Source organism: Algibacter sp. L4_22, assembly GCF_023473045.1.
Classification (GTDB): domain Bacteria; phylum Bacteroidota; class Bacteroidia; order Flavobacteriales; family Flavobacteriaceae; genus Algibacter.
On record NZ_JAMCOK010000001.1, the window covers coordinates 647,860 to 671,449 of the forward strand.

At 34.0% G+C, this 23,590-nt stretch carries 11 protein-coding genes; all 11 read left to right on the plus strand.

All coding sequences use genetic code 11. The annotated features are described in order from the left end of the window. Nucleotide 1: 1 nt before the first annotated feature. The 11 genes from M4I23_RS02835 to M4I23_RS02885 all read left to right on the plus strand — a co-directional run bounded on the left by M4I23_RS02835 (nucleotide 2) and on the right by M4I23_RS02885 (nucleotide 23,589). Nucleotides 2-1,954, plus strand: coding sequence for a glycoside hydrolase family 13 protein (locus M4I23_RS02835; RefSeq protein ID WP_249753384.1), 1,953 nt, complete (start codon nucleotides 2-4; stop codon nucleotides 1,952-1,954). Between the two features lie 20 nt (nucleotides 1,955-1,974). Then, nucleotides 1,975-2,946: an alpha/beta hydrolase gene (locus M4I23_RS02840; RefSeq protein WP_249753385.1), complete on the plus strand. Its 972-nt coding sequence runs from the start codon at nucleotides 1,975-1,977 to the stop codon at nucleotides 2,944-2,946. A 51-nt stretch (nucleotides 2,947-2,997) separates the two neighbouring features. After that, on the plus strand, nucleotides 2,998-4,878 hold the full coding sequence (locus M4I23_RS02845; RefSeq protein WP_249753386.1) for an alpha-amylase family glycosyl hydrolase: 1,881 nt from the start codon (nucleotides 2,998-3,000) through the stop codon (nucleotides 4,876-4,878). Between the two features lie 53 nt (nucleotides 4,879-4,931). Beyond that, complete coding sequence (locus M4I23_RS02850; RefSeq protein WP_158846646.1) at nucleotides 4,932-6,593, plus strand: alpha-amylase family glycosyl hydrolase; 1,662 nt, start codon at nucleotides 4,932-4,934, stop codon at nucleotides 6,591-6,593. A 197-nt stretch (nucleotides 6,594-6,790) separates the two neighbouring features. Further along, on the plus strand, nucleotides 6,791-9,604 hold the full coding sequence (locus M4I23_RS02855; RefSeq protein WP_158846648.1) for a triple tyrosine motif-containing protein: 2,814 nt from the start codon (nucleotides 6,791-6,793) through the stop codon (nucleotides 9,602-9,604). 279 nt (nucleotides 9,605-9,883) lie between these two features. Beyond that, complete coding sequence (locus M4I23_RS02860; protein ID WP_249753387.1) at nucleotides 9,884-13,018, plus strand: glycosidase; 3,135 nt, start codon at nucleotides 9,884-9,886, stop codon at nucleotides 13,016-13,018. A gap of 13 nt (nucleotides 13,019-13,031) precedes the next feature. Beyond that, nucleotides 13,032-14,444: a glycosyl hydrolase family 16 gene (locus M4I23_RS02865; RefSeq protein ID WP_249753388.1), complete on the plus strand. Its 1,413-nt coding sequence runs from the start codon at nucleotides 13,032-13,034 to the stop codon at nucleotides 14,442-14,444. 32 nt (nucleotides 14,445-14,476) lie between these two features. Then, a complete protein-coding gene (locus M4I23_RS02870; RefSeq protein WP_249753389.1) occupies nucleotides 14,477-15,328 on the plus strand; it encodes a family 16 glycosylhydrolase in 852 nt (283 codons plus the stop codon). A gap of 40 nt (nucleotides 15,329-15,368) precedes the next feature. After that, a complete protein-coding gene (locus M4I23_RS02875) occupies nucleotides 15,369-18,461 on the plus strand; it encodes a PKD domain-containing protein (protein ID WP_249753390.1) in 3,093 nt (1,030 codons plus the stop codon). 631 nt (nucleotides 18,462-19,092) lie between these two features. Then, nucleotides 19,093-22,107, plus strand: coding sequence for a TonB-dependent receptor (locus tag M4I23_RS02880; RefSeq protein WP_249753391.1), 3,015 nt, complete (start codon nucleotides 19,093-19,095; stop codon nucleotides 22,105-22,107). A 12-nt stretch (nucleotides 22,108-22,119) separates the two neighbouring features. Then, nucleotides 22,120-23,589 carry a RagB/SusD family nutrient uptake outer membrane protein gene (locus M4I23_RS02885; RefSeq protein WP_249753392.1) on the plus strand — a complete coding sequence of 490 codons (1,470 nt, stop codon included), beginning with the start codon at nucleotides 22,120-22,122 and terminating at the stop codon, nucleotides 23,587-23,589. Nucleotide 23,590 lies beyond the last annotated feature (1 nt).

Sequence of the window (23,590 nt, forward strand, 5' to 3'; positions counted from 1 at the left end):
TATGAACTATCTAAATATTCAAAATTCGTGGTTTTCATTTTTAACTTTTTGTTTTTTCGGAATGAATATGTCTTGTGATCAAGAAGAGAAAACTTCAATTTTAGAAGAAGAGTCTCTTGCTGTATCCAATATCGAGTATAAAAATGAGATTGAACGCATAGAACCAATGAATTGGTGGATAGGTTTTAAAAATACCGAGGTGCAATTGTTGGTAAAGCATCCAAATATTTCAGAAGCTATACCAGAAATTTTATATACAGGCGTTTCAATTAAAAAAGTAAATAAAGCAGATAGTCCAAACTATCTTTTTATCGATTTAGATATTTCAAAAGAAACTAAAGCTGGACAATTCAACATAACGTTTAAGTTTGAAAACGGAAATGAATTAATTCAAACTTACGAATTGAAATCGCGTAAAAAACCAGCTGATGAATTCATTGGTTTTGATAGTAGTGATGTTATTTATTTAATCACGCCCGATAGGTTTGCAAACGGTAATTCTGGTAATGATACAGATGAAGAACTTCGCGAAAAAAATATCGACAGAAAAAATGATTATGCACGCCACGGTGGTGATATAAGGGGAATAATCGAACATTTGGATTATATTGATGATATGGGTTTTACTGCCGTTTGGCCTTGCCCGCTATTAACGAACGATATGTCTAACTCATCGTATCACGGTTATGCAATGACAGATTTTTATCAAATAGATTCACGTTTTGGAACACTAGATGATTATCTAGAATTGGCTAATAAAAGTAAGTCTCATGGTATAAAACTAATAATGGATCAAGTCGCTAATCATTGTGGAAGTGAGCATTGGTGGATGAAGGATTTGCCTTTTAGAGATTGGCTGAATTATCAGGAAAACTTTGAAAATGGTGGCGAGTTAAAAATATCTAATCACAGACGCACAAGTAATCAAGATTTATACGCCTCAGAAATTGATAAAGAAGAAATGTCGAATGGTTGGTTTGTTTCGGCTATGCCAGATCTTAATCAACGCAATCCGTTTATGGCTAAATACATTATTCAAAATAGTATTTGGTGGGTTGAAACGGCTGGTTTAAATGGAATTCGTCAAGATACTTATCCGTATTCTGATAAAGTATTTATGAGTCATTGGGCAGGAAGTATCATGACCGAATACCCTAATTTTTCGATAGTTGGAGAGGAATGGACCATAAACCCATTACTTATTGGTTACTGGCAAGAAGGTGCAAATAACCGAGATGGTTACGATTCAAATTTAAAATCACCGATGGATTTTGCTATGCAGAATTCAATTGTAAAAGCTTTAAATGAAGATGAAACATGGGATGAAGGCTTAATAAGAATGTATGAAGGTTTGGCAAACGATTTTTATTATGCTTCGCCGAAAGACCTTATGGTTTTTCCGGATAACCATGATATGAGTCGAATTTTTACGCAACTTAAAGGTGATATTCCTAATACGAAAATGGCGTTGAGTTATATTTTAACTTTACCTAGGATTCCGCAAATTTATTATGGTACCGAAATATTAATGAATGATTTTGAAAAACCTGGCGATCATGGATTAATTAGAACCGATTTCCCTGGGGGTTGGCAAGGAGATAAGGTAAATGTATTTACGGGAGAAGGGTTAAGCGATGTTCAAAAAGACATGCAATTGTATTTGAAAAAATTGCTAAATTTTAGAAAGAACAGTCAGGCTATTCATAATGGTAAAACGTTGCATTTTGCACCATTTCAGGGGACTTATTTTCTGTTTAGAATACTTGGTGATGAGGTGGTTCTTCATATTATTAATAAAAATGGAACGCCTATAACACTCGATTTAAATCGTTATGCAGAAGTTGGGTTAAAAGGTAAAACCTTGAAAAATATTATAACAGACGAAACCTTTGTTTGGGAAGATAGTATGACTTTAAATGAAAAAGGAAGTTTGATGTTTACAACCAAGTTGTAATACTTTAATGCACTTATAAAATGAAATTAAACATCATTATAATTACGTTTTTATTTTTTGTTTCGTGTAAAGAAACTTCAAAAGCAAGGAGGTTAATTAAAGAAGAAAAAATGATTAATATGCATGCTAAAAAACTACCAAATGCTCAATTGTATAGCGGAGCATTATTAAGGATAGATAGTCTATCTTCAAAATATATAAAATCTAGACCAGTCGATATTTGGTTGCCCGAAAATTATTCAAAAGATAAAAAATATGCTGTGCTTTATATGCACGATGGGCAAAATCTATTCGACTCTACAACCACATGGAATAAGCAAGAGTGGAAAGTAGATGAATGGGCAACACAATTGGTGAAGGAAGGTAAGATTAAAGATTTTATTGTAGTTGGCATTCACAATATTCCCGAAATTCGATGGCAAGATTTATTTCCTCAGAAAGCTTTTGGTTACTTAACCAATGTTGATAAAGAGGCTATAATAAATGAGGCTAAATCTCAAAAAATTAACTTGAATTTTAATGGTGATAATTATTTAAAATTTTTAGTTGAAGAGTTAAAACCAATAATCGATTCTGAATTTTCGGTATTTACAAACCAAGAGAACACCATGGTTTCTGGCTCAAGTATGGGAGGACTTATGAGTATGTATGCAATATGCGAATACCCAAATATTTTTGGAGGAGCAGCTTGTTTGTCTACACATTGGGAGGGTGCTGAACCAAAAGAAAACAACCCGGTGGCAAAAGCAATTTTAGATTATATGGAAAGCAACTTGCCTAATCCGGAATCACATAAGATATACTTTGATTATGGTACAAAGACATTAGATGCATATTACCCAAAATTTACACCCGAAATAAATAGAATTTTAAAAGTTAATGGATATACTAGTGAAAACTCTGCGAATATTGAGTTTGAAGGCGCTGATCATTCCGAGAATTCATGGAATAAACGTTTAGATGTTCCATTAGTTTTTTTGTTAAAAAACTAGGGTTAGAAGGTTAATAATAGAATCTTTTTTTGTTTAAAAAAAAATCACAAAATGAAAGCTGTAAAATATATCATAGTTGTATTTTTATTTATCGGATTAAGTTGTAATAATGAAGAAAAAGTGGTGGATAAAACCATTGAGCAAGAGAACAGAGTAATGAATAGAAAAGAAGTAGTTTACCAAGTGTTTACACGTTTATTTGGTAACACAAATACTAATAATAAACCATGGGGAACCATTGAAGAAAATGGTGTAGGTAAGTTTAACGATTTTACAGACAAAGCTTTAAATGAAATAAAAGATTTAGGAGTAACTCATATTTGGTATACAGGTGTGCCACATCACGATGTAATTACCGATTATACCAAATACGGTATTTCTAACGACGATCCCGATGTGGTAAAAGGTCGTGCAGGTTCGCCATATGCAGTTAAAGATTACTACAATGTAAATCCAGATTTAGCAGTAAATGTAGAAAATAGATTAGGGGAGTTTAAAGCCTTAATTGATCGTACACACGCGGCTGGATTAAAAGTTATTATGGATATAGTGCCTAACCATGTTGCGAGAAATTACAAAAGTATTTCGAGACCAAAAGGCATAAAGGATTTTGGCGAAAATGATAATAAAACAGTAGTTTTCGATGCGAATAATAACTTTTATTATAACCCTAACGAAATGTTTAAGGTGCCAGATTGGGAACACCAATATATGCCTTTGGGTGGCGAGAAGAATGTGTTGGCTGATGGTGAGTTTCTTGAGTTTCCTGCTAAGTGGACTGGTAATGGTACAAGTGCTTCTAAGCCAAATATGAACGATTGGTACGAAACTGTAAAAATAAATTACGGAATTTCGCCCGAAGGAGAAAAGGATTTTGATGAATTACCTGATGGATTTGAAAATGAAGATTATAAAAAGCATTTTGAATTTTGGGAAGATAAAATGGTTCCGAATTCTTGGATGAAATTTAGAGATATTGCATTGTATTGGTTAGGTTTTGGGGTCGACGGATTTCGTTATGATATGGCCGAAATGGTACCGGTCGAATTTTGGAGTTATATGAATTCGTCTATAAAAATGAAAAAACCAGATGCTTTTTTGTTAGCCGAAGTTTACACGCCTAGCTTATATCGCGATTATATCAAAAAAGGAAAAATGGATTATCTGTATGATAAAGTACAGTTTTATGATACATTAAAACATGTGGTACAGGGTTATGGGAAAACGGATAATATTCCGCCTATTCTAAGTGATTTGGCAGATATTGAACATCATATGCTTCATTTTTTAGAAAACCATGATGAGCAACGTATCGCTAGTCCTGATTTTGCTGGCAAAGCGGAAAAAGGAAAGCCTGCTATGGTAGTTTCGGCAACATCAACTACAGCTCCAGTAATGATTTATTTTGGACAAGAAGTAGGTGAGGATGCCTCCGAAGAGCCTGGTTTTGGAGCGCCTACCCGAACATCGATTTTTGATTATATTGGAGTTCCTGCTCACCAACGTTGGGTTAATGATAAAAAGTTTGATGGTGGACAATTAACCGAGTCTGAAAAAGGTTTGAGAGATTTTTATAAACGTCTTTTAAATTTTACAATAAATAGTTCTGCGTTAATGGGTGATTATGCCGATATCCATCAGTATAATCGAGAACATACAGAAAACTATACTGATAAATTGTTTTCTTTTGTGCGTTATAGTGATTCTGAAAAGGTTATCGTTGTTTCAAATTTTGATTCTGAAAACAGATTTGACTTTCATTTAAAAATACCTGAAAATATTATTAAATCATGGCAGTTATCTGATGGGGAATATGAGCTCGAAGATCAATTATATCATAAGGTTCTATTAAAATTAGTAGTTGAAAATGGACTCGGCAATGTCAATATTAATTTAATGCCTTTAGAATCTTTCATCTTAAAAATGAAATAAACTACTAGCTTTCTTTAGGTCTTAGGAGGTTAAAACACAAAAAACATATTAAAATGAAACAAATTTTAGCTACCATTATAGTTCTATTTATTTTAACAGGTTGCAATAAAACTGTAAAAACAGAAGTTGTTAAGCCCGAAGTCAAAACGCCGTTTGTTTGGGAAGGTGCTAATGTTTATTTTTTGCTTACGGACCGTTTTAATAACGCAGATACAGTTAACGATATTAACTTTAATAGGACTGCTAAAACGGGTAAACTCCGTGGCTTTGAAGGTGGGGATTTAAAAGGTGTTACTCAAAAAATTAATGAAGGTTATTTTACTAATTTAGGAATTAATGCTATTTGGATGACGCCTATTGTTGAACAAATTCATGGAGGAACGGACGAAGGCACGGGTTTAAGTTATGGATATCATGGTTATTGGGCAAAGGATTGGACGTCTATCGATCCAAATTTTGGTAGTAAAGCCGATTTGCATGAATTAATTAAAACGGCTCATAAACACGGTATTCGTGTTTTGTTGGATGGTGTAATAAACCATACAGGGCCAGTAACCGATAAAGATTCTGTTTGGCCGAAAGAGTGGGTGCGTACCGGTCCACAATGCAGTTATGATAATTATGAGAACACTGTTGCATGTACGCTTGTGAAAAATTTACCAGATCTTAGAACGGAAAGCAATGAAAATATTGATTTACCGCCGTTCTTGATCAAAAAGTGGAAAACTGAAGGTCGATACGATCAAGAAATTAAGGAATTAGATGCGTTTTTTGAGCGCACCGGCCATCCTAGGTCGCCACGTTTTTATGTTATGAAGTGGCTAACGGATTATATTATAGAATACGGTATTGATGGTTACCGTGTAGATACTGTAAAGCACACCGAAGCTTATGTTTGGCAGGAATATAAAGCAGAGTGCGATTATGCTTTTGCACAGTACAAAGAGCAAAACCCAGAAAAGGTTTTGGATAATAATGAGTTTTATCTTGTTGGTGAGGTTTATAATTATAACATATCAAATGAAAAGACCTACGATTTTGGGGATAAAAAAGTTAACTATTTTGACAATGCTTTTGAAAGTTTAATCAATTTTGAAGCTAAATGGAATTTAGCACAAAGGCTTATGGAAGATGTGTTTAAACGTTATTCAGGGATATTAAATGGTGGTTTAAAAGGTTATAGTGTTTTAAATTATTTAACCTCGCATGACGATGGACAGCCATTTGATGCGAAGCGTGAGAAACCTTTTGAAACTGCCACAAAATTGTTGTTGTGTCCTGGTGCATCGCAGGTGTATTATGGCGATGAGTTAGCTAGACCACTTGTTATTGAAGGTGCGGAAGGAGATGCTACACTGCGTTCTTTTATGAATTGGGACGATTTTAAAAACAATACAAAAACCCAAGCTATTTTAAAACATTGGCAGAAATTAGGACAATTTAGAGCGAGCCATCCAGCGGTTGGAGCTGGTATTCATCAAATGATATCTCAAGAACCTTATTTATTTACACGTCGTTTTTCAAAAGAAGATTTTAATGATGTCGTACTTGTTGGTTTGGATTTTCCTAAGGGAGAAAAAATAATTGATGTTTCGGAAGTGTTTGAAAATGGCATTAAAATTCATGATGCATATTCTGGTGTTTATTCCGAAGTGAAAGATGGGCAAGTTCTTATTAATTCAAATGATACTATTATGCTTTTAGAGAAGAAATAATTGATTTTCACCTATACTAATGTGCTTTTTCTAGAAAGACATATTAGTATAATTTGATAGCTAATTTTTTATTCATATATGAAATATGAGTAGTTATTTGAAGATGATATAAAACTGTGATTACCTATACAATTATTTTTTAGCACCTTTATTTAAAGGATATTCAGTATCTTGTTGGCCCAACATTAGGGTTAAAAATGAAAAAGCATTATTGTTTCTTGTTTTGTTTCTGTATAGGCTTAGTATTTACACTAAGTTCACAGGAATTTCCACCAATACAAACCTATACACCTGAAGTTTATGGAGGTGAAAACCAGAATTGGTCTATTTCTCAGTCTTCCGATAAGTATCTTTATTTTGCCAATAACAAAGGGCTGCTAGAATTTAGTGGTGCCAAATGGAATTTGTATCATTCACCAAACGAAACGATTCTTCGTACTGTAAAAGTGATTGATTCGCTTATTTATACAGGTAGTTTTAGAGGGTTTGGTTATTGGGAAAAGGATGATTTTGGACTTTTAAATTACACGCCGCTATCAAAGCAACTTAATGTCGATTTTTTAGAAGATGAAGAAATTTGGACGATTTTAAAACTCGAAAACTGGATTTTATTTCAATCTTTAGATCGCATTCATATTTACGATCAGGTAAAGAAAACTTACAGCGTAGTAGATTCTGAATCTAAAATTTCGAGGTTGTTTCTAGTAGGAAAGAATCTATACTTTCAAAATGTAAATAAAGGTTTATATCAAATTGAAAATGGTAAGGGCGTTCTTGTATCTGATGATGCTATTCTTCAAGAAAATTTAATCGTAAATATTTTTAAGCAAAACCAGGAATTGCTGATTTTAACTCAGGATCGTGGCTTTTTTAAATTTATCGATGGGGCATTAACGCCATGGGATATTGCAGACAAAGAGATCTTGGATAATGTTAGTGTTTTTAGCGGTATTCAACTTCAAGATAAGAGTTTTGTGTTGGGTACTATTTCCGATGGATTAATACATTTAACTTATGATGGTAGTGTAAAGCATGGTGTTAATCAATCTAACGGGCTTAGTAATAATACGGTTTTATCTTTGTTTGAAGATGAAGATCATAACATTTGGCTAGGTTTAGATAATGGTATTGATTGTATAAATAGTAAATCACCTTACTTGCAATATATTGATAACAATGGCATTATTGGCAGTGTTTATACATCTAAAGTTTACAATGGTTTGCTTTATTTGGGGTCTAATCAAGGTTTGTTTTGTAAACCATTAAATAGTTCTGAAGATTTTCAGTTTGTCCCAAATACTCAAGGGCAGGTATGGTGTTTAGAGATTTTAGATAATCAGCTTTTTTGTGGTCATAATTCAGGTACGTTTTTAATTGAAGGTGCCGAATCGAAAAAAATATCTAATGTATTAGGCGCTTGGCAAATTAAGAAAGTTCCTAATCATGAAAATTTATTGATTCAAGGAAACTATAATGGTTTAAACATTCTTGAGAAAATAAATGAATCATGGCAGTTTAGAAATAAAATTGAAGACTTTAATATCTCTAGTCGATATTTTGAGTTTTTAGACCCAGAGAATCTTATTGTTAGCCATGAATATAAGGGTGTTTTTAATGTTAAAGTTGATAGTAGCTTCCGAAAAACCGTAAGTTTTAAACAAGATACATTAGTTGAAAAAGGTTTAACTTCTAGCTTTATTAAGTATAATGATGATTTGTTGTATACTACTAAAAAAGGTGTTTTTAAGTATCAGAAAGCTATTAATCGGTTTCAAAAAGATACGCTTTTAAGTAAGTTAATAAATGGAAGTAATTATACTTCGGGTAAGTTAATTCTAGATTTAGAAACCGATAAGCTATGGAGTTTATCTACTTACGGGCTGCATTATTTAACTGCTGCAAAATTAACCGGTGAACAGAAAATAGAAACTATTTCATTTCCTTCTGAAATTAGAAAGGATATTACCGGTTTTGAAAATATAACGAATATTGTTGATGAACAATTTTTAGTTGGTTCTGCAACGGGATATTTTATTTTCGATTTAAAAAAGATTCATAGTTACCCTTCAGAAATAAGTATAAATCAGGTTGAAGTAAGTGCATCTAAAATAGAAACAGCTTTCGAGTACGTTAACTTAAAAACTTCGGCAGTATTTAAAAATAAGAAGAATAACGTGAAATTTACTTACAGTATTCCTCAATATTTAAAAATTCAGAAACTAGAATACCAATACAAGCTAGAGGGAATTTATGATACTTGGAGCCATTGGAGTAGTAAGGGTGAAGTGGTTTTTGAAAACCTGCCGTATGGCGATTATAGCTTTGTGGTTCGTGGGCGTATTGGTGATGAGTTAACTTTAAATTCGGCATCGTATGCATTTAAAATAGAGCGTCCATTGTTGCTTTCAAACATAGCGATTGCTTCTTATATTATTGCTGTATTGTTGTTCTCCTTGTTTATGCATACGTTTTATAAGCGTTATTATAAAAATCAACGCGAACGATTATTGCAAAAAACCACAAGAGAATTTGAGCTTAAAGAACTTGAAAACAACCAAAAGCTTATGCGTTTTAAGAATGATAAGCTTCGTGAGGATATTGAGGCGAAAAATCGTGAATTGGGAGTATCTACCATGAGTCTTATAAAGAAAAATGAGTTTTTAAATAGCTTAAAGAAAGAGCTTGAAGATGTAGAGGGTAGTAAAACTATAAAGCAGGTTATTAAGATAATTGATAAAAATATTAACCATACAGACGATTGGAATCTGTTTCAGGAAGCTTTTAATAATGCTGATAAAGATTTTCTAAAAAAAATAAAAGGAATCCATCCAAAGTTAACATCTAACGATTTACGTCTTTGTGCTTACTTACGATTAAATCTGTCTTCAAAGGAGATTGCGCCTCTGTTAAATATTTCACATCGAAGTGTAGAAGTGAAACGGTATAGATTACGAAAGAAAATGGAGCTACCTCACGAAACAAGCTTAACAAACTACATTTTGGAGTTGTAGTATCCTTAACATATTGCTTACTTACCCATACAGCACCACAACATTTAATATTTTAAGTAGAATTTAACTAGTTTTTTTAAAAAAAAAGCAATTGTATAAAACCCTTACATACTATGGGTTTTATACAAAAATATGCTTTTGTCTTCTAGTGTATGCTTTTTGTTGGGGTTATTAAAGTTAATTTAACATATATATAGGTTAATTTTACATAGCTGTACGTTTTGTGAGCTTTATGCTACTAAACAAGCTATTAACTAAGACAACTTAAGTATTAATATTATGAGAAAAAACTTTCTAAAATTAGTCTTGATTTTATTTTCAACATCACTTTTTGCGCAAGCGGATAAAGTAATGGTTGAGAGTAATAGTGAAGGCATGTTTCTTTCCGTTAATGGAGAGAAATTAATGATTAATGGAATGAATTGGGATTACTTCCCAATTGGCACCAATTACTCCTACAGTTTATGGAAACAATCTGATGATGTTATTAAAGCTGCATTAGATTCCGAAATGGGATTGTTAAAAAATATGGGTGTAAATGTTATTAGACAGTACACGGGAGTACAACCAAAGTGGATTAAATATATTTATGAAAACTACGGTATTTACACCATGCTTAATCATTCTTTTGGGCGTTATGGGTTAAATTTAAATGGTGCGTGGGTTGCTGTAACAGATTACAGTCATAAAGATGCTCAAGAAGTTTTATTGACCGAAGTTTCAGAAATGGCGCAAACTTATAAGAATACACCAGGTTTGTTATTATTCCTTTTAGGAAATGAAAATAATTATGGTTTGTTTTGGGCAGGAGCAGAAACTGAGGATTTCCCGGACGATGAGGAGAAAAAGAAATTTATTGGTGATACACGCGGTAGAGCAATGTACAGACTAATGAATGAAGCGGCCATTAAAATGAAATCTATTAATGCTTCATTACCAATTGCTATTTGCAATGGAGATCTTTTGTTTATAGAGATTATTGCTGAAGAATGTAAAGATGTAGATATTCTAGGAACTAATATGTATCGTGGGGCTTCTTTTGGAGATGCTTTTGATGTTGTAAAAGAAAAACTAAACAAACCTATTCTCTTTACCGAGTTTGGAGCCGATGCTTTTAATGCCATAGAAAATCAAGAAGATCAAAAGTCTCAGGCTTATTATATGGTAGAAAACTGGAAAGATATTTACCAAAATGCTGCAGGTTTAGGAAAAGCAAATAATTCTATTGGTGGTTTTACTTTTCAATTTAGTGATGGATGGTGGAAATATGGTCAAACTACAAATTTAGATGTGCATGATAATAATGCTTCTTGGTCTAATGGTGGTTATGAACTTGATTTAGAAGGTGGTAATAATAATATGAACGAAGAATGGTTTGGTATTTGTGCCAAAGGAGCAACAAATTCTAGAGGACTTTATGATTTGTATCCGCGTGCAGCATATTATGCTTTAAAAGAAGCGCATCAATTAAATCCTTACACGTCTGGTGTAGATTTAGAATTTGTAAGCAATCATTTTAAAAACATTTCACTAATGGACGCTGTTTTACGCGCCAGAGGGGATAAAGCAGCATTAAAAGGAAATGGTTCTGATAAGATTAGAATTAGTAACATGAGAGCAGAGTTTACAACTTTTAATACCGGAGGAAGTTTAATTACAACGCCTAATACAGCCGATCCAGACTCAAATACTTATCCAAACGAGTTGGGTTTCGATCATATGCAATCTTACTATATTGGTGTAGAGGGTAATCCCGCACCAAATATGAAAGCAGAAGTTAATGTTAGTATTTTAGGTAATGTAGCAGCCAACCCTATTGATGAAATTTTTTATGAGAATAGAGGGAGACCAGTAACAGTAAACTCAGATGATGGAGATGTTACTATTACCGATCCTAATCGCGTACAAATTTACAATGCAAGTTATACTTGGACGGCTAAAGATTTTGATGTTCGTGGTTTTTATCGTACTGGCCATTATCACTGGGCTTATGAAGGTGATTTTTTCAATCTTTATCCAGAAGCCAATTATGGTGAAAATTTAGATATTTATAACGGTGAAACTTCTGGTTTTGAAATTGATGGAAAACGTGGTTTAAAAGGATTAAAGGCTGCCTTTGGTCCGCAATTATGGTGGGGTGCAAATCCAGCAGTATTATTAAAATACACACGCAAAATAGGCAAGTTTGATGTTACTGCGGTATATCACGAAGATATTGATGATATAGGTGAAGCGGTAACCTCTATAGCAATTCCATTACCTAAAACACGTCGTGTTACGCTTCATGCTAAAAGGCAATTTGGAAATCTTGGTTTCGAAATAGGTGGTATTTGGGGTGGTCAGCCATTAAATGGAAGACAATTTCAACTTGTAGAAGGAGAGCCTGGAAGTTATATTGTTTACAACGATGAAATAAATAATGAAGATAACTGGGGAGCAAAAGCCAAAATAACTTATCAAAAAGGAGCTATTAACTGGTACGCTCAAGGAGCAGCCATGGGCTTAGTTGCAAATGGTGGTGCCGATCAAACAAAAACGTTTACAGGTTGGAGATTAAAAGATTCTGGTAGTGGCAATCAAACTAATTTCCTTTCTGGATTTACTTATACTTTTGGTGATTTTCAAATTGCACCAAATTTCTTATGGCAAAAGCCAATTGTAGATGCTATGCCCAACGATGTGCAAGCACCTGGAAGACTTAGAAATATTCAAGACGATCCATTTGCAGTTCGCGCAAATAGAGAAACTACGGCAGGAGAGCTTTTGTTTTCATTCGATCCAACTCCAGGAACATGGATGTACGATTGGGATAACGATAGATCGGAAGATGCCAAATTTGCTATGAATTTTGGTTTTGTATACCGCCATCTTCCAACGGCTCAAGATGCTGCTGTAGGGTTTTTAGGTAATAGAACATCTTTTGCTTTTCCAAATTCTGCACCAGCAGAAGATCTTTGGGAGGCTCATTCTAGAATTGTTTCTAAAGTGCACCCAGATTTAGGTGTAATTGCTAATTTTTACGCAGGTAATGGTCAAGCTAATGGTAGTGATGAGCGAATGATTCAACGTGTTGGAGGTGATATTAGACTTATATATAATAAATTAAAGCTAGTGCATTCTTTTAAAATTAATGATTGGGGACCATTTGATTATCATCGTGATTTTAACTTAACATATCCTGTGCAATTAATGCTAGATTTATCTACAACCTTAGGTAAACCCGATTGGTTTATTTTACCCGATACTAAAATTGGAATTAGAGGAACATGGCGTTCTTTAGATCAATATTCTCCAAGGTATAGCCCTAATACAATAGGTGAGTTTGCTACAGCGCCAGTAATAAGTCCTGTTGGTTTTGGAAATGGAAACGAGTGGGAAATTAGAACCTACATACACATCAATATTGGAAAATAAAAAAGATAGAAAAATGAAAAACATAAAATTTATATCTTCAAAAATCACCTTCCTATTAGGTTTAATTTTTGTTACTGCAGTAAGCTGTGAAAGAGAAGCTTCTGATGCAGTAGAATTTGCTACACACGCTGCTACAGGCGAAGTTTTTATTGATGGGTTTGTTGGTGGATTGGATTATTTTCCTTTCGGAGGATCTTTTGAAGACGCCTTTTCAGTAGAACAAAATGAAACTTATAAAGGAGATGCATCTATGCGTTTTGATATTCCGGCATTTGGTGTAGGTTATGGCGGAGCTACTTTCCCTAGTACTAGTCCGCGCGATTTAACAAGTTATGATGCTTTAACGTTTTGGGCTAAAGCTTCACAAGGCGCCGACATAAACGAAATAGGTTTTGGTATTGATGGAGATGACAGTAAGTTTCAGGTGTCTTTAAGTAATTTGGAGATATCAACAAAGTGGACAAAGTATGTTATTGCTATTCCAGATCCTACAAAATTAATTGAAGAAATAGGCATGTTTTATTATGCTGAAGGCGCGGAAAATGCAGATGATGAGGGTGGTTATGTTTTTTGGATAGATGAATTGCAATTCGAAAAATTAGGGACTATAGCACAACCACAACCGGCTATGTTAAATGGAGAAGATGTTGTAGAGCAAGTGTTTTCTGGAAGTACTATAAACTTGGTAGATCGTGGGCTTACTCAAACGTATAATTTATCATCAGGTGCAAACCAAACGGTTACTGCGGCACCGTCTTATTTCACGTTTATTTCATCGGATATTGAAGTTGCAAGAGTGAGCGAGTTAGGTGTGGTTTCTATAATAGGCGATGGTACGGCAACTATAACGGCAATGTTAGGTAGCGAAAAAGCACAAGGTTCACTTACCATAGAGACTATTGGAGGGTTTGATTTTGCTCCTACTCCAACATTGGCGTCAAGTCAAGTTATTTCTATATTTAGCGATGCTTACACCAATGTGCCTGTAGACTTTTATAACGGATATTGGGAGCCTTTTCAAACAACTCAATCGGCCGATTTATTTCTAAATGGAGATAATATATTGTACTACACTAGTTTTAATTTTGTTGGTAACCAGTTTGCTAACCCAACGGTAGATGTGACTGAAAAATCTACTTTACATCTTAATATGTATATACCGGCTGAAATTCCATCAGATCTAGATTTTTTAATTACAATAAAAGATTTTGGTGCAGATGCTGTTGATGGTGGTGATGATGATACAACACAACAAGTGTTTTTTTATGCATCTGATTTTACTGCATATACTTGGGCTACATTAGAAATACCTGTAACCTTAGCAAATAAGAACAATATTGGTCTTATTATTTATGAAAATATAAATAACCCAACAACATCATCAATAGAGAGTTTCTATTTAGATAATATTTATTTCCATAACTAAAAAGTTGCTTCTAAAACCAAAAACACGAAAAGATGAATAAAATAAATAAATATAAAAAACGAATTAAAGCGACACTGCTTAAAATTTCCTTGTTCGTATTGCCAATTTTGGTGATAACGAGTTGTGCTACAGATGATACCCAAACTGTTGCAAAGTTTACAGATTTAGTGATGCAAGATGAGTTTGATACAAATGGTGCTTTGGATAGTTCTATTTGGGATTTCAATATAGGAAATGGTGAAAATGGCTGGGGAAATAACGAGCTTCAATATTATACAAACCGTGCAGAAAATGCTGTTGTTCAAAATGGAGTATTGATAATGACGGCTAACAAAGAATCTTTTCAAGGTTCTGATTATACATCTGCTAGAATATTAACAAAAGGAAAGTTTGAGCAAACTTATGGACGTTTTGAAGCACGTATTAGATTGCCTTACGGTCAAGGTCTTTGGCCTGCATTTTGGTTATTAGGTGCAGATGTTGATGAAGTTGGTTGGCCACAATGTGGTGAAATCGATATTATGGAAAACCGTGGGCAAGAGCCAACTTTAATTAGCGGTACTGTACATGGTCCAGGATATTCAGCCGGAGAATCTATATCGAAAAGTTATGAATTAACAAATGACAGATTCGATACAGGATTTCACATATTTGGTATTGAATGGGGACCAGAATATATTAACTATTACGTGGACGATGTTTTGTATAACCAAATAACACCAGAAGATGTTACAGGAGAATGGGTTTACGATCATCCTTTCTTTATCATAATAAATATGGCCATTGGAGGAGATTATGTAGGCGCACCAAATGAAGAAACTGTTTTTCCTCAAACTATGCTTGTGGATTATGTAAGAGTGTATAAAAATAATTTAATTGACTAAACTGAAAATATCAAAGACTATGAAACAAATAATTAAAAAAATGAAGCAAATTTCAATTTTGCTTTTAGTGTTATCCTTTGTAGGGTGTAACAACGACGATGATAATTATCCTCAAGTTATCGCAGGATTTACTTATACCATTAATTTAGAAACGGGAACAGTTGTTTTTATAAATATTTCTGAAAACGCGAGTAGTTATGAGTGGTCTTTTGGAGATGAAAACACATCTACGGAAAAAAACCCAATAAATACATATGATAAAAGCGGAACATATACGGTTGTATTAGAATCCAAAAATGTTGCAGGAGCAACAGATACTTTTGAGAGTGAAATAACATTTACAATACCAGAAAAACTTGGTTTGCCAATTAATTTTGATAATGCAGATGTAATTTATAATGCGGCTGTTTTTAACGGTGCTGCTTTTGAAATTGTTGAAAATCCAGATGTATCAGGTACAAACAGTGTAGCTTCTAATGTAGGTGCTATTACTAATAGTGGAGCCGAGTATGAGGGTATTAACTTCGATCTTGGAATTGATATAGATTTGGCAACAGAAAAAACTGTAAGTATGAGTTTTTGGGCAGATGAGGCTACAACTGTTTTAATGAAACTGGAAGAAGGTACAGGTGCAGATACTGAAGTTGCAGTGAGTCATACAGGTGCCGGATGGGAAACATTATTATTTAGTTTTAATCCTTCAGATAAATATTCAAGATTAACATTGTTTGTGGATGGTCCAGGGGAAACTGCGGGTACATTCTATATCGATGATGTTATGCAAGTAGAAACGCCTCCAGCACCATGTACTGCAGAAACTGAAGAGTCTAATAGCGCAGTGGATTTAAACATGACGTTCATGTCAGATCCTACAGCGAGTGTTGTTGCAGATGGTACTTCTTTCGAATGGGCAGCGAATCCTGATTTTGATAATGATTTAAATATGTCTTGTAAAGTTGCTAAAATAACAAAGTTAGGAATCAATCTTTGGGATAATACTCAAATCAGTTTAGATGCTAAATTAGACTTTGTTGCAAACGCAGGTTTAAAAATGAAAGTATATTCGGCTGTGCCAGGCTTCACAGTAAGAGTGAAACTTGAAGAAAACGGTGCTCCAGAAAATAACACTGAATTAGAGGTTGCAACTACCAAAACTGATGAATGGGAAGAAATAGAATTTCCATTTGCGAGTACGGAAAGCGAAAAGTTTGATAAGATTGTTATTTTCTTTGATCTTAATGCTGGAAACACAGATACTTATTACTTCGATGATTTAATGCTTTATGGTACAGGTTCAGTAGGAAGTGCTTGTGTTGCGGAGTCTACAGAAAACAATACAGCAGCAGGTTTAAATATGACTTTTATGTCTGATCTTACTTCTAGTATTACAAATGACAATGCAACGTTTGTTTGGGCGGATAATCCAGATTCTGATAATAGTGTAAATAGTTCTTGTAAAGTGGCTCAAATCACAAAAAGTGGAACTAATCCTTGGGATAATAACCAAATAGATTTAGATGCTAAATTAGATTTAAGTGCAAATGCAGGGTTAAAAGTTAAAGTGTATTCTGCTCAACCAGGTTATACTGTGTTATTAAAATTAGAATCTATTGCAGATCCAGGTGTAAATACTGAAATAGAATTAACAACAACGAAAACCAATGAATGGGAAGAGTTATCATTTGCTTTTACAAGTAATCATGATGCTAAGTATGATAGAATTGTTTTAATCTTTGATTTAGCAGAAGCAAATACCAATACGTATTATTTTGACGATCTAAAACTTTATGAAAGAACTAGTGGCGGTGGGAGTACTGGAGCATATAGCCTTGATAAACCTATCGATTTTGAGTCTACAGGGTTTGGAGCTAATTGGTCTTGGAATGTTTTTGAGAATGAAGATAATCCACCAGTAGAATTTGTAGCTAATCCAAGTGCGTCAGGTATAAACACATCTGCTCAAGTTGCCAAAATAACAGCAAGACAAGCAGGTGCTCCATGGGTAGGTGCTGAAACAGTACACGGAGAAATGGGAATTACATGGGATCTTTCAGCTTCAAATGCAGTAATCAAAATTATGGTATATAAAACGGTAATTAGCGATGTTGGTATTAAGTTGGCAAATGCTGCAGGAGGTGCGCAAGGAGAGATAAAGGTTGCTAATACTAAAATTAACGAATGGGAAGAATTAACATTCGATTTTAGTAGTAGAATTGGTAATGGACTTGATGGTTCTACCAATATTGATCAAATTATTGTGTTTCCAGAATTTACTGATGGAAGATCTTCAGATGTAGTAACTTATTTTGATAATATTACGTTCAATAAATTCGAAGTTTCAACAGAACAGGATGCAACTCTATCAGACTTGAAGGTTGATGGTAATAGCATTTCAGGTTTCAATCAGGATACATTAAGCTATTCTGTAACATTACCTGAAGGAACAACAACAGTTCCAACGGTAACAGTAACCGAAACTCAAGGAGCTGCCAGTTCTTTAATAACTCCAGCGGGATCACTTCCAGGTGAAACTACCATTGTTGTAACAGCAGAAGATGGGTTAACAACATCTACCTATACTGTTACTTTTACGCTACAAGCATCAGGTGGTAATAGTGGAGATTATAACCTGACACTTCCTATTGATTTTGAACCATCTGGGTTTGGTGCAGGCTGGACATGGAATGTTTTTGAAAACGTAGGGAATTCACCATTAGAATTTGTAACCAATCCAAGTGCGTCAGGAATAAATACATCTTCAACGGTAGCTAAGATTACTGCATTACAAGCTGGAGCACCATGGGTTGGAACTGAAATAGCACATGGTGAAATGGGTATTACTTGGACCGTTTCTGCTTCTAATACGACTATTAAGATTATGGTATACAAAACCGTGATTAGCGATGTTGGAATTAAATTGGCTAGTGCAAATGGTGGAGCTCAACCCGAAGTAAAAGTAGCTAATACTAAAATTAATGAATGGGAAGAGTTAACATTCGATTTCAGTCATCTTCTTGGTATAATAGGTCAAGATGGAACTACGAATGTAGATCAAGTTATTGTTTTTCCAGATTTTATAGATGGTAGAGCTTCAGATAACGTGGTGTATTTTGATAATATTACATTTAATTAGAGAGAGTTAGTTTAGAGTAGTAGTTTTTAGAGTAAAGGGTTGAGGAAATATTTCCTCAACCCTTTTTTTTTAAGTATTAAGTTAGAGTAAAGTTTTAATTTTTTTTAGTGTATTACTTTACTTAGTAACGTAGAACGTGATTGGTTAGCTTTTATAATTGCACTATAATAAGGAGAGTGAATTAGTTGGTGTATGGTAGGTGATGTGTTAAGCATCATGTGTCAAAACCTTATGAGTTTTTATGTCTAAATACGTTCATTTTTAACGGTTTCAAGCTTTAATTCATGCAGCTTGCGCCGGTTTTTAATTTTACAAGATCAAGATGAAGTGTTACATCTTTTTAATCAAAAATATGTCCGTAGACTAAAATCGAAGGCAGGTCTGTTTTTTTAATCTATACAGGGTACAACATTGCTGTTTATTACCTATACATTACCACAACATTTTTGATTTTAACACTGTTTTGGTGTTTCTAAATTCAAGTATGAATGCCCTTAAAACCTAGTTATTATTAATTATTTGATAAAAAGTAACGTATATTTTTACGATGTATGTTTTTTGTTGAGGTGTATTTTATTAATACTTCAATCTGTTATGTTAATTTTATGATAAACAAAAACTAAACAAATTTATGAGACACACGCTATTCAAAATTTTAGCTTTATTCTTTATGGCATACTCAGGTGCGCAGAATATAGATATAAGCGGAAATGTACAGGACGGAACGGGGTTTCCAATTCCTGGAGCGAACATCATTATTAAAGATTCCAGCAAGGGAACAACAACAGATTTTGATGGTAATTTCGCATTATCAGATGTTGCAAGTGGAGCAACTATTTCGGTAAGTTACATTGGTTATGTAACTAAAAATATAGTGGTTACAAGCAACAAAAAATTAACCATTCAATTAGAAGAAGATTTAGCTCAGCTAGATGAAGTAGTTGTAGTTGGTTATGGTACACAGAAAAAGAAAGATGTTACAGGAGCAGTATCTATTGTAAGTGCCGCGACTTTAGAAGATTTAAGACCTGTAGATGCCGCACAAGCATTACAGGGTACATCGGCTGGGGTTTCGGTAACGTCGCCCTCAGGTTCACCTGGTGGAGAATTTAACATTTTAATTCGTGGAGTAAGTTCTAATGGAGATAATGGGCCGTTAGTAATTATCGATGGTTATAAAGGGGATTTAAACTCTATTAACCCAAGTGATATTGAAACCTTCTCTATTTTAAAAGATGCACAAGCTGCTATTTATGGTATTCAAGGTGCAAATGGAGTGGTATTGGTTACTACTAAACGTGGTAAGAAAAATTCGGCTGCAAGTATAAGCTATAATGCTTATACTGGAATTCAAGAAACCACGCGTGAATTACCGTATTTAAATGCTACCGAATATGCTTTAATTTTAAATGAAAGTTATGCAGCAAACGGCCAAGCATTACCTTATCCAAATATTAATGGTTTAGGCACAGGTGTTAACTGGCAAAGTGAGCTTTTTGGTCAAGCGCCAATTACAAGTCATAATTTATCGGTTACAGGTGGTGGTGAAAAAAGCACCTATTATTTTGGTGGTTCGGTTTTAGAACAAGACGGAATTATTGCTAGCGATAAATCTAACTTTAGCCGTGCGAATGCTAAAATTAAATTAGGTTTCGATATTACTGAAAAATTGACATTCACAACTTCTGCAAATTATTTCGCCAATAATAGAAAAACTATTGGTGAAAATGCTTTGGGTACGCCTTTATTCAATGCGCTTAATTATGCACCAACTTATAGTTTAGATCAACAAGATACTGCCGGTTTTTTAGGGAATGAGGTTGTTAATCCAATTTCACAATTATCAAATGTATTTAATAAATATTCTGGAAATTCTATAGAAGGTACGTTTCAATTAGAATACGAAGCTTTTGAGGGATTCAAAATCACATCTCGTATCGGTTTAAAATCATACAACGATAACAAAAAGGAATTTTTCCCAATTGTAGGTTATGGTTCTGGTAAAGTTTTTAATAATGATAGAAGTAGTGTAATACAAACACAAAATACCGATAATTCTTATACATGGGATACTTTTGCTACTTATAATAAGGTCTTTAACGAAAAGCATAATACTACATTAACATTAGGGACTAGTGCGCAACGTGCTTGGGGGGATAATCTTCAAGGAACAGGTTTCGATGTCCCAAACAATTCTTGGGAATTTGCCGATATTTCTTTAGCAAACGGTTTAAGTGAAGCTAAATCAACAAGCTCTTACATTTACGATTCTAGGTTATCATCTTACTTCGGAAGATTACAATATGATTATAATAGAAAATATTTACTTTCTGCTATGGTACGTCGTGATGGTTCTTCAGATTTTTCACCAGAAAACAGAATTGATTATTTCTATTCAGCAACAGCAGGTTGGAAAGTTTCTGATGAAGACTTCTTAAAAGATTCCAAAGTAATAAACTTCTTAAAACTTAGAGCCAGTTATGGTACTCTAGGGAACAATGTTGGAGACGATTTATACCGCGCTTTATTAAGTGGGGAAGCTACTTATGTTTTAGATGGAGCATTAATAACAGGTACAGCAAATGGAAGAATACCTAATGCAGATGCATCTTGGGAAACTGCAGAAAAACTGGATATTGGTTTAGACATGAATATGTTTAATAACAAACTTGAAATTGTAGCTGATTATTTTATTGAAGATAGAAATGATTTATTAATTGAAGATTTTCCAATTTCAGGTATTTTAGGTGGTGGTGCTCCAGGTGCTGGTCTACCAACAGTTAATGCAGGAACAACACGAAATAAAGGTGTTGAGCTCTTTTTAAATTATAAAGAATCTGTATCTGATAATTTTTCATACGGTATAAGTTATAACGTAACTAAAATTGATGGCGAAGTTACTGCTGTTAGTAATGGTGTTGTTTCAGAGGGCGGAACTTTTAGTGTTGGGCAACCTTCTATTTCTAGAATGGAAGTAGGGCAACCAATTGGTTATTTCTACGGACTTAAATCTGACGGTATTTTCCAAAATCAAGCAGAAGTAGATGCAGCGCCTTCGCAAGTTGGTTTAGGGTCTGCAGCATCTCCTGGAGATATTCGTTTTGTAGATGTTAATAAAGATGGAGCTATTACAATAGACGACAGAACTTATATTGGTAAGCCTCAGGCGGATTATATCATGGGTTTAAATTTTAGTTTCAATTACAAAAATTTAGATTTCAGTGCTTATATGTATGCTGAGCTAGGTAAGGAAACTGTTCGTAATTATGAACGTGACCAGCCTAATGTAAATCGATTAAGCTTGTATTTAGATAGATGGACTGGAGAAGGTACAAGTAACAGTGTGCCAAGAGCTACAACTGGAGCAACAACGAACAAATTGTTTTCAGATTTTTATGTTGAAGATTCTTCATTCTTAAGAATGCAAAACATTCAACTAGGCTATTCGTTACCGCAAGATGTTATCGATAAGTTGGGGATTAGTAAATTCCGTATATATACTAAAGTAAACAATGCTTTTACTTTAACAAAGTATAAAGGTTACGATCCTGCAGCAACTAATGGAGACGCTATTGGTGGTGGAATCGATTATGGTTTTTACCCAATTTCAAGACAATTTATTCTAGGTTTAAACCTTTCCATATAAAATATTTAAAAGATGAAAAAATATATAAATAAACTTAAAGGTCTCTTTTTATTGGTTTTGGTGTTAGGCGCTAATTCTTGTGGAGATGATTATTTAGAAGAAGTTGATAGATACAGTATAGATTCTGAAAGTTATTTCAACTCCGAAACCGATTATTATAATGCCCTAGTTGGTGCGTACGATTTAATGCAGTCTACTTACTTAAATGTTATTTTAGGTGAAATAGCTTCTGATAATACATTGTGTGGAGGAGAAAGTGCAACCGATGTGGTAGCATGGCAGCAAATTGATGATATGATTCATACACCCGTTAATGCGGAATTAAAAAAGCTTTGGGAATGGATGTATGCCGGTGTAAACCGTGCTAACTTTATTTTAGAATTTCAAGATAAAACGGAATTTGAAGGTAAAGAAATTATACTTGGTGAAGCACATTTTTTAAGAGCTTACTATTATTTTGAATTAGTAAAATGGTTTGGCGATATTCCTTTAAAAGAAACTCGTTTTACATTAGGAGATGAAACAAGTATTCCGCGTTCACCAGCTGCTGATGTGTATGCTTTAATTGAAACCGATTTAAAATATGCAGTCGATAACTTAACCTATACGGCACCACAAGTGGGTAGAGCTACAAAAGGTTCTGCACAAGCTTTATTAGGGAAGGCGTATTTATATCAAAATAAATTTATAGAAGCGACAACGATTTTAGATAAATTAATTACTGAAGGGCCGTACGATTTAGTTAGCGATTACGATACTATTTTTGAAACCGATGGAGAGAACAATATCGAATCTGTTTTTGAGGTTCAATATTCTGATGCCGAAGGTGCTGGTTTCGAGTGTTTACAATGTAGTGAAGGAAATGTAGCTGTTGGTTTTAACGGAATTAGAAATTATACAGGGCCATTTTTCGATTCTGGTTTTAGTTTTAATGTGCCAACACAAGAAGTAGTAGACGAGTTCGAAGATGGAGATTTACGTAAAGATGTTGCTATTTTAGATATTGAAGCTTGGGCAACAGCAAACAGTGCAACTTACGGAGAAGGAAACGAACACACAGGATATTTCAATAGAAAATATATTGCACGTAAAGGCGATTTAAATACAGGCGATCAAAACTTAACAAATCCAAATAATTATCGTGCTATTCGTTTTGCTGATGTTTTACTTATGGCAGCCGAAGCTTATAATCGTGGAGGAATTAGCGATAGTAAAGCGCAAGGCTATTTAAACCGCGTGCGTGAAAGAGCTTTTGGAATAGCAAATGATGTTACTTCAACAGGAGCAACACTTACCGATGCTATTGCTCATGAACGTCGTGTGGAATTAGTAGGTGAAGGTCATCGCTTTTTCGATTTAGTTCGTACAGGTAGAGGTGCAGAAATCGACGGATTTACAACTGGTAAAAACGAAGTATTTCCAATTCCAATTGAGGAAATTCAATTTTCAAACGGAAACTGGGCACAAAACGATAATTATTAAT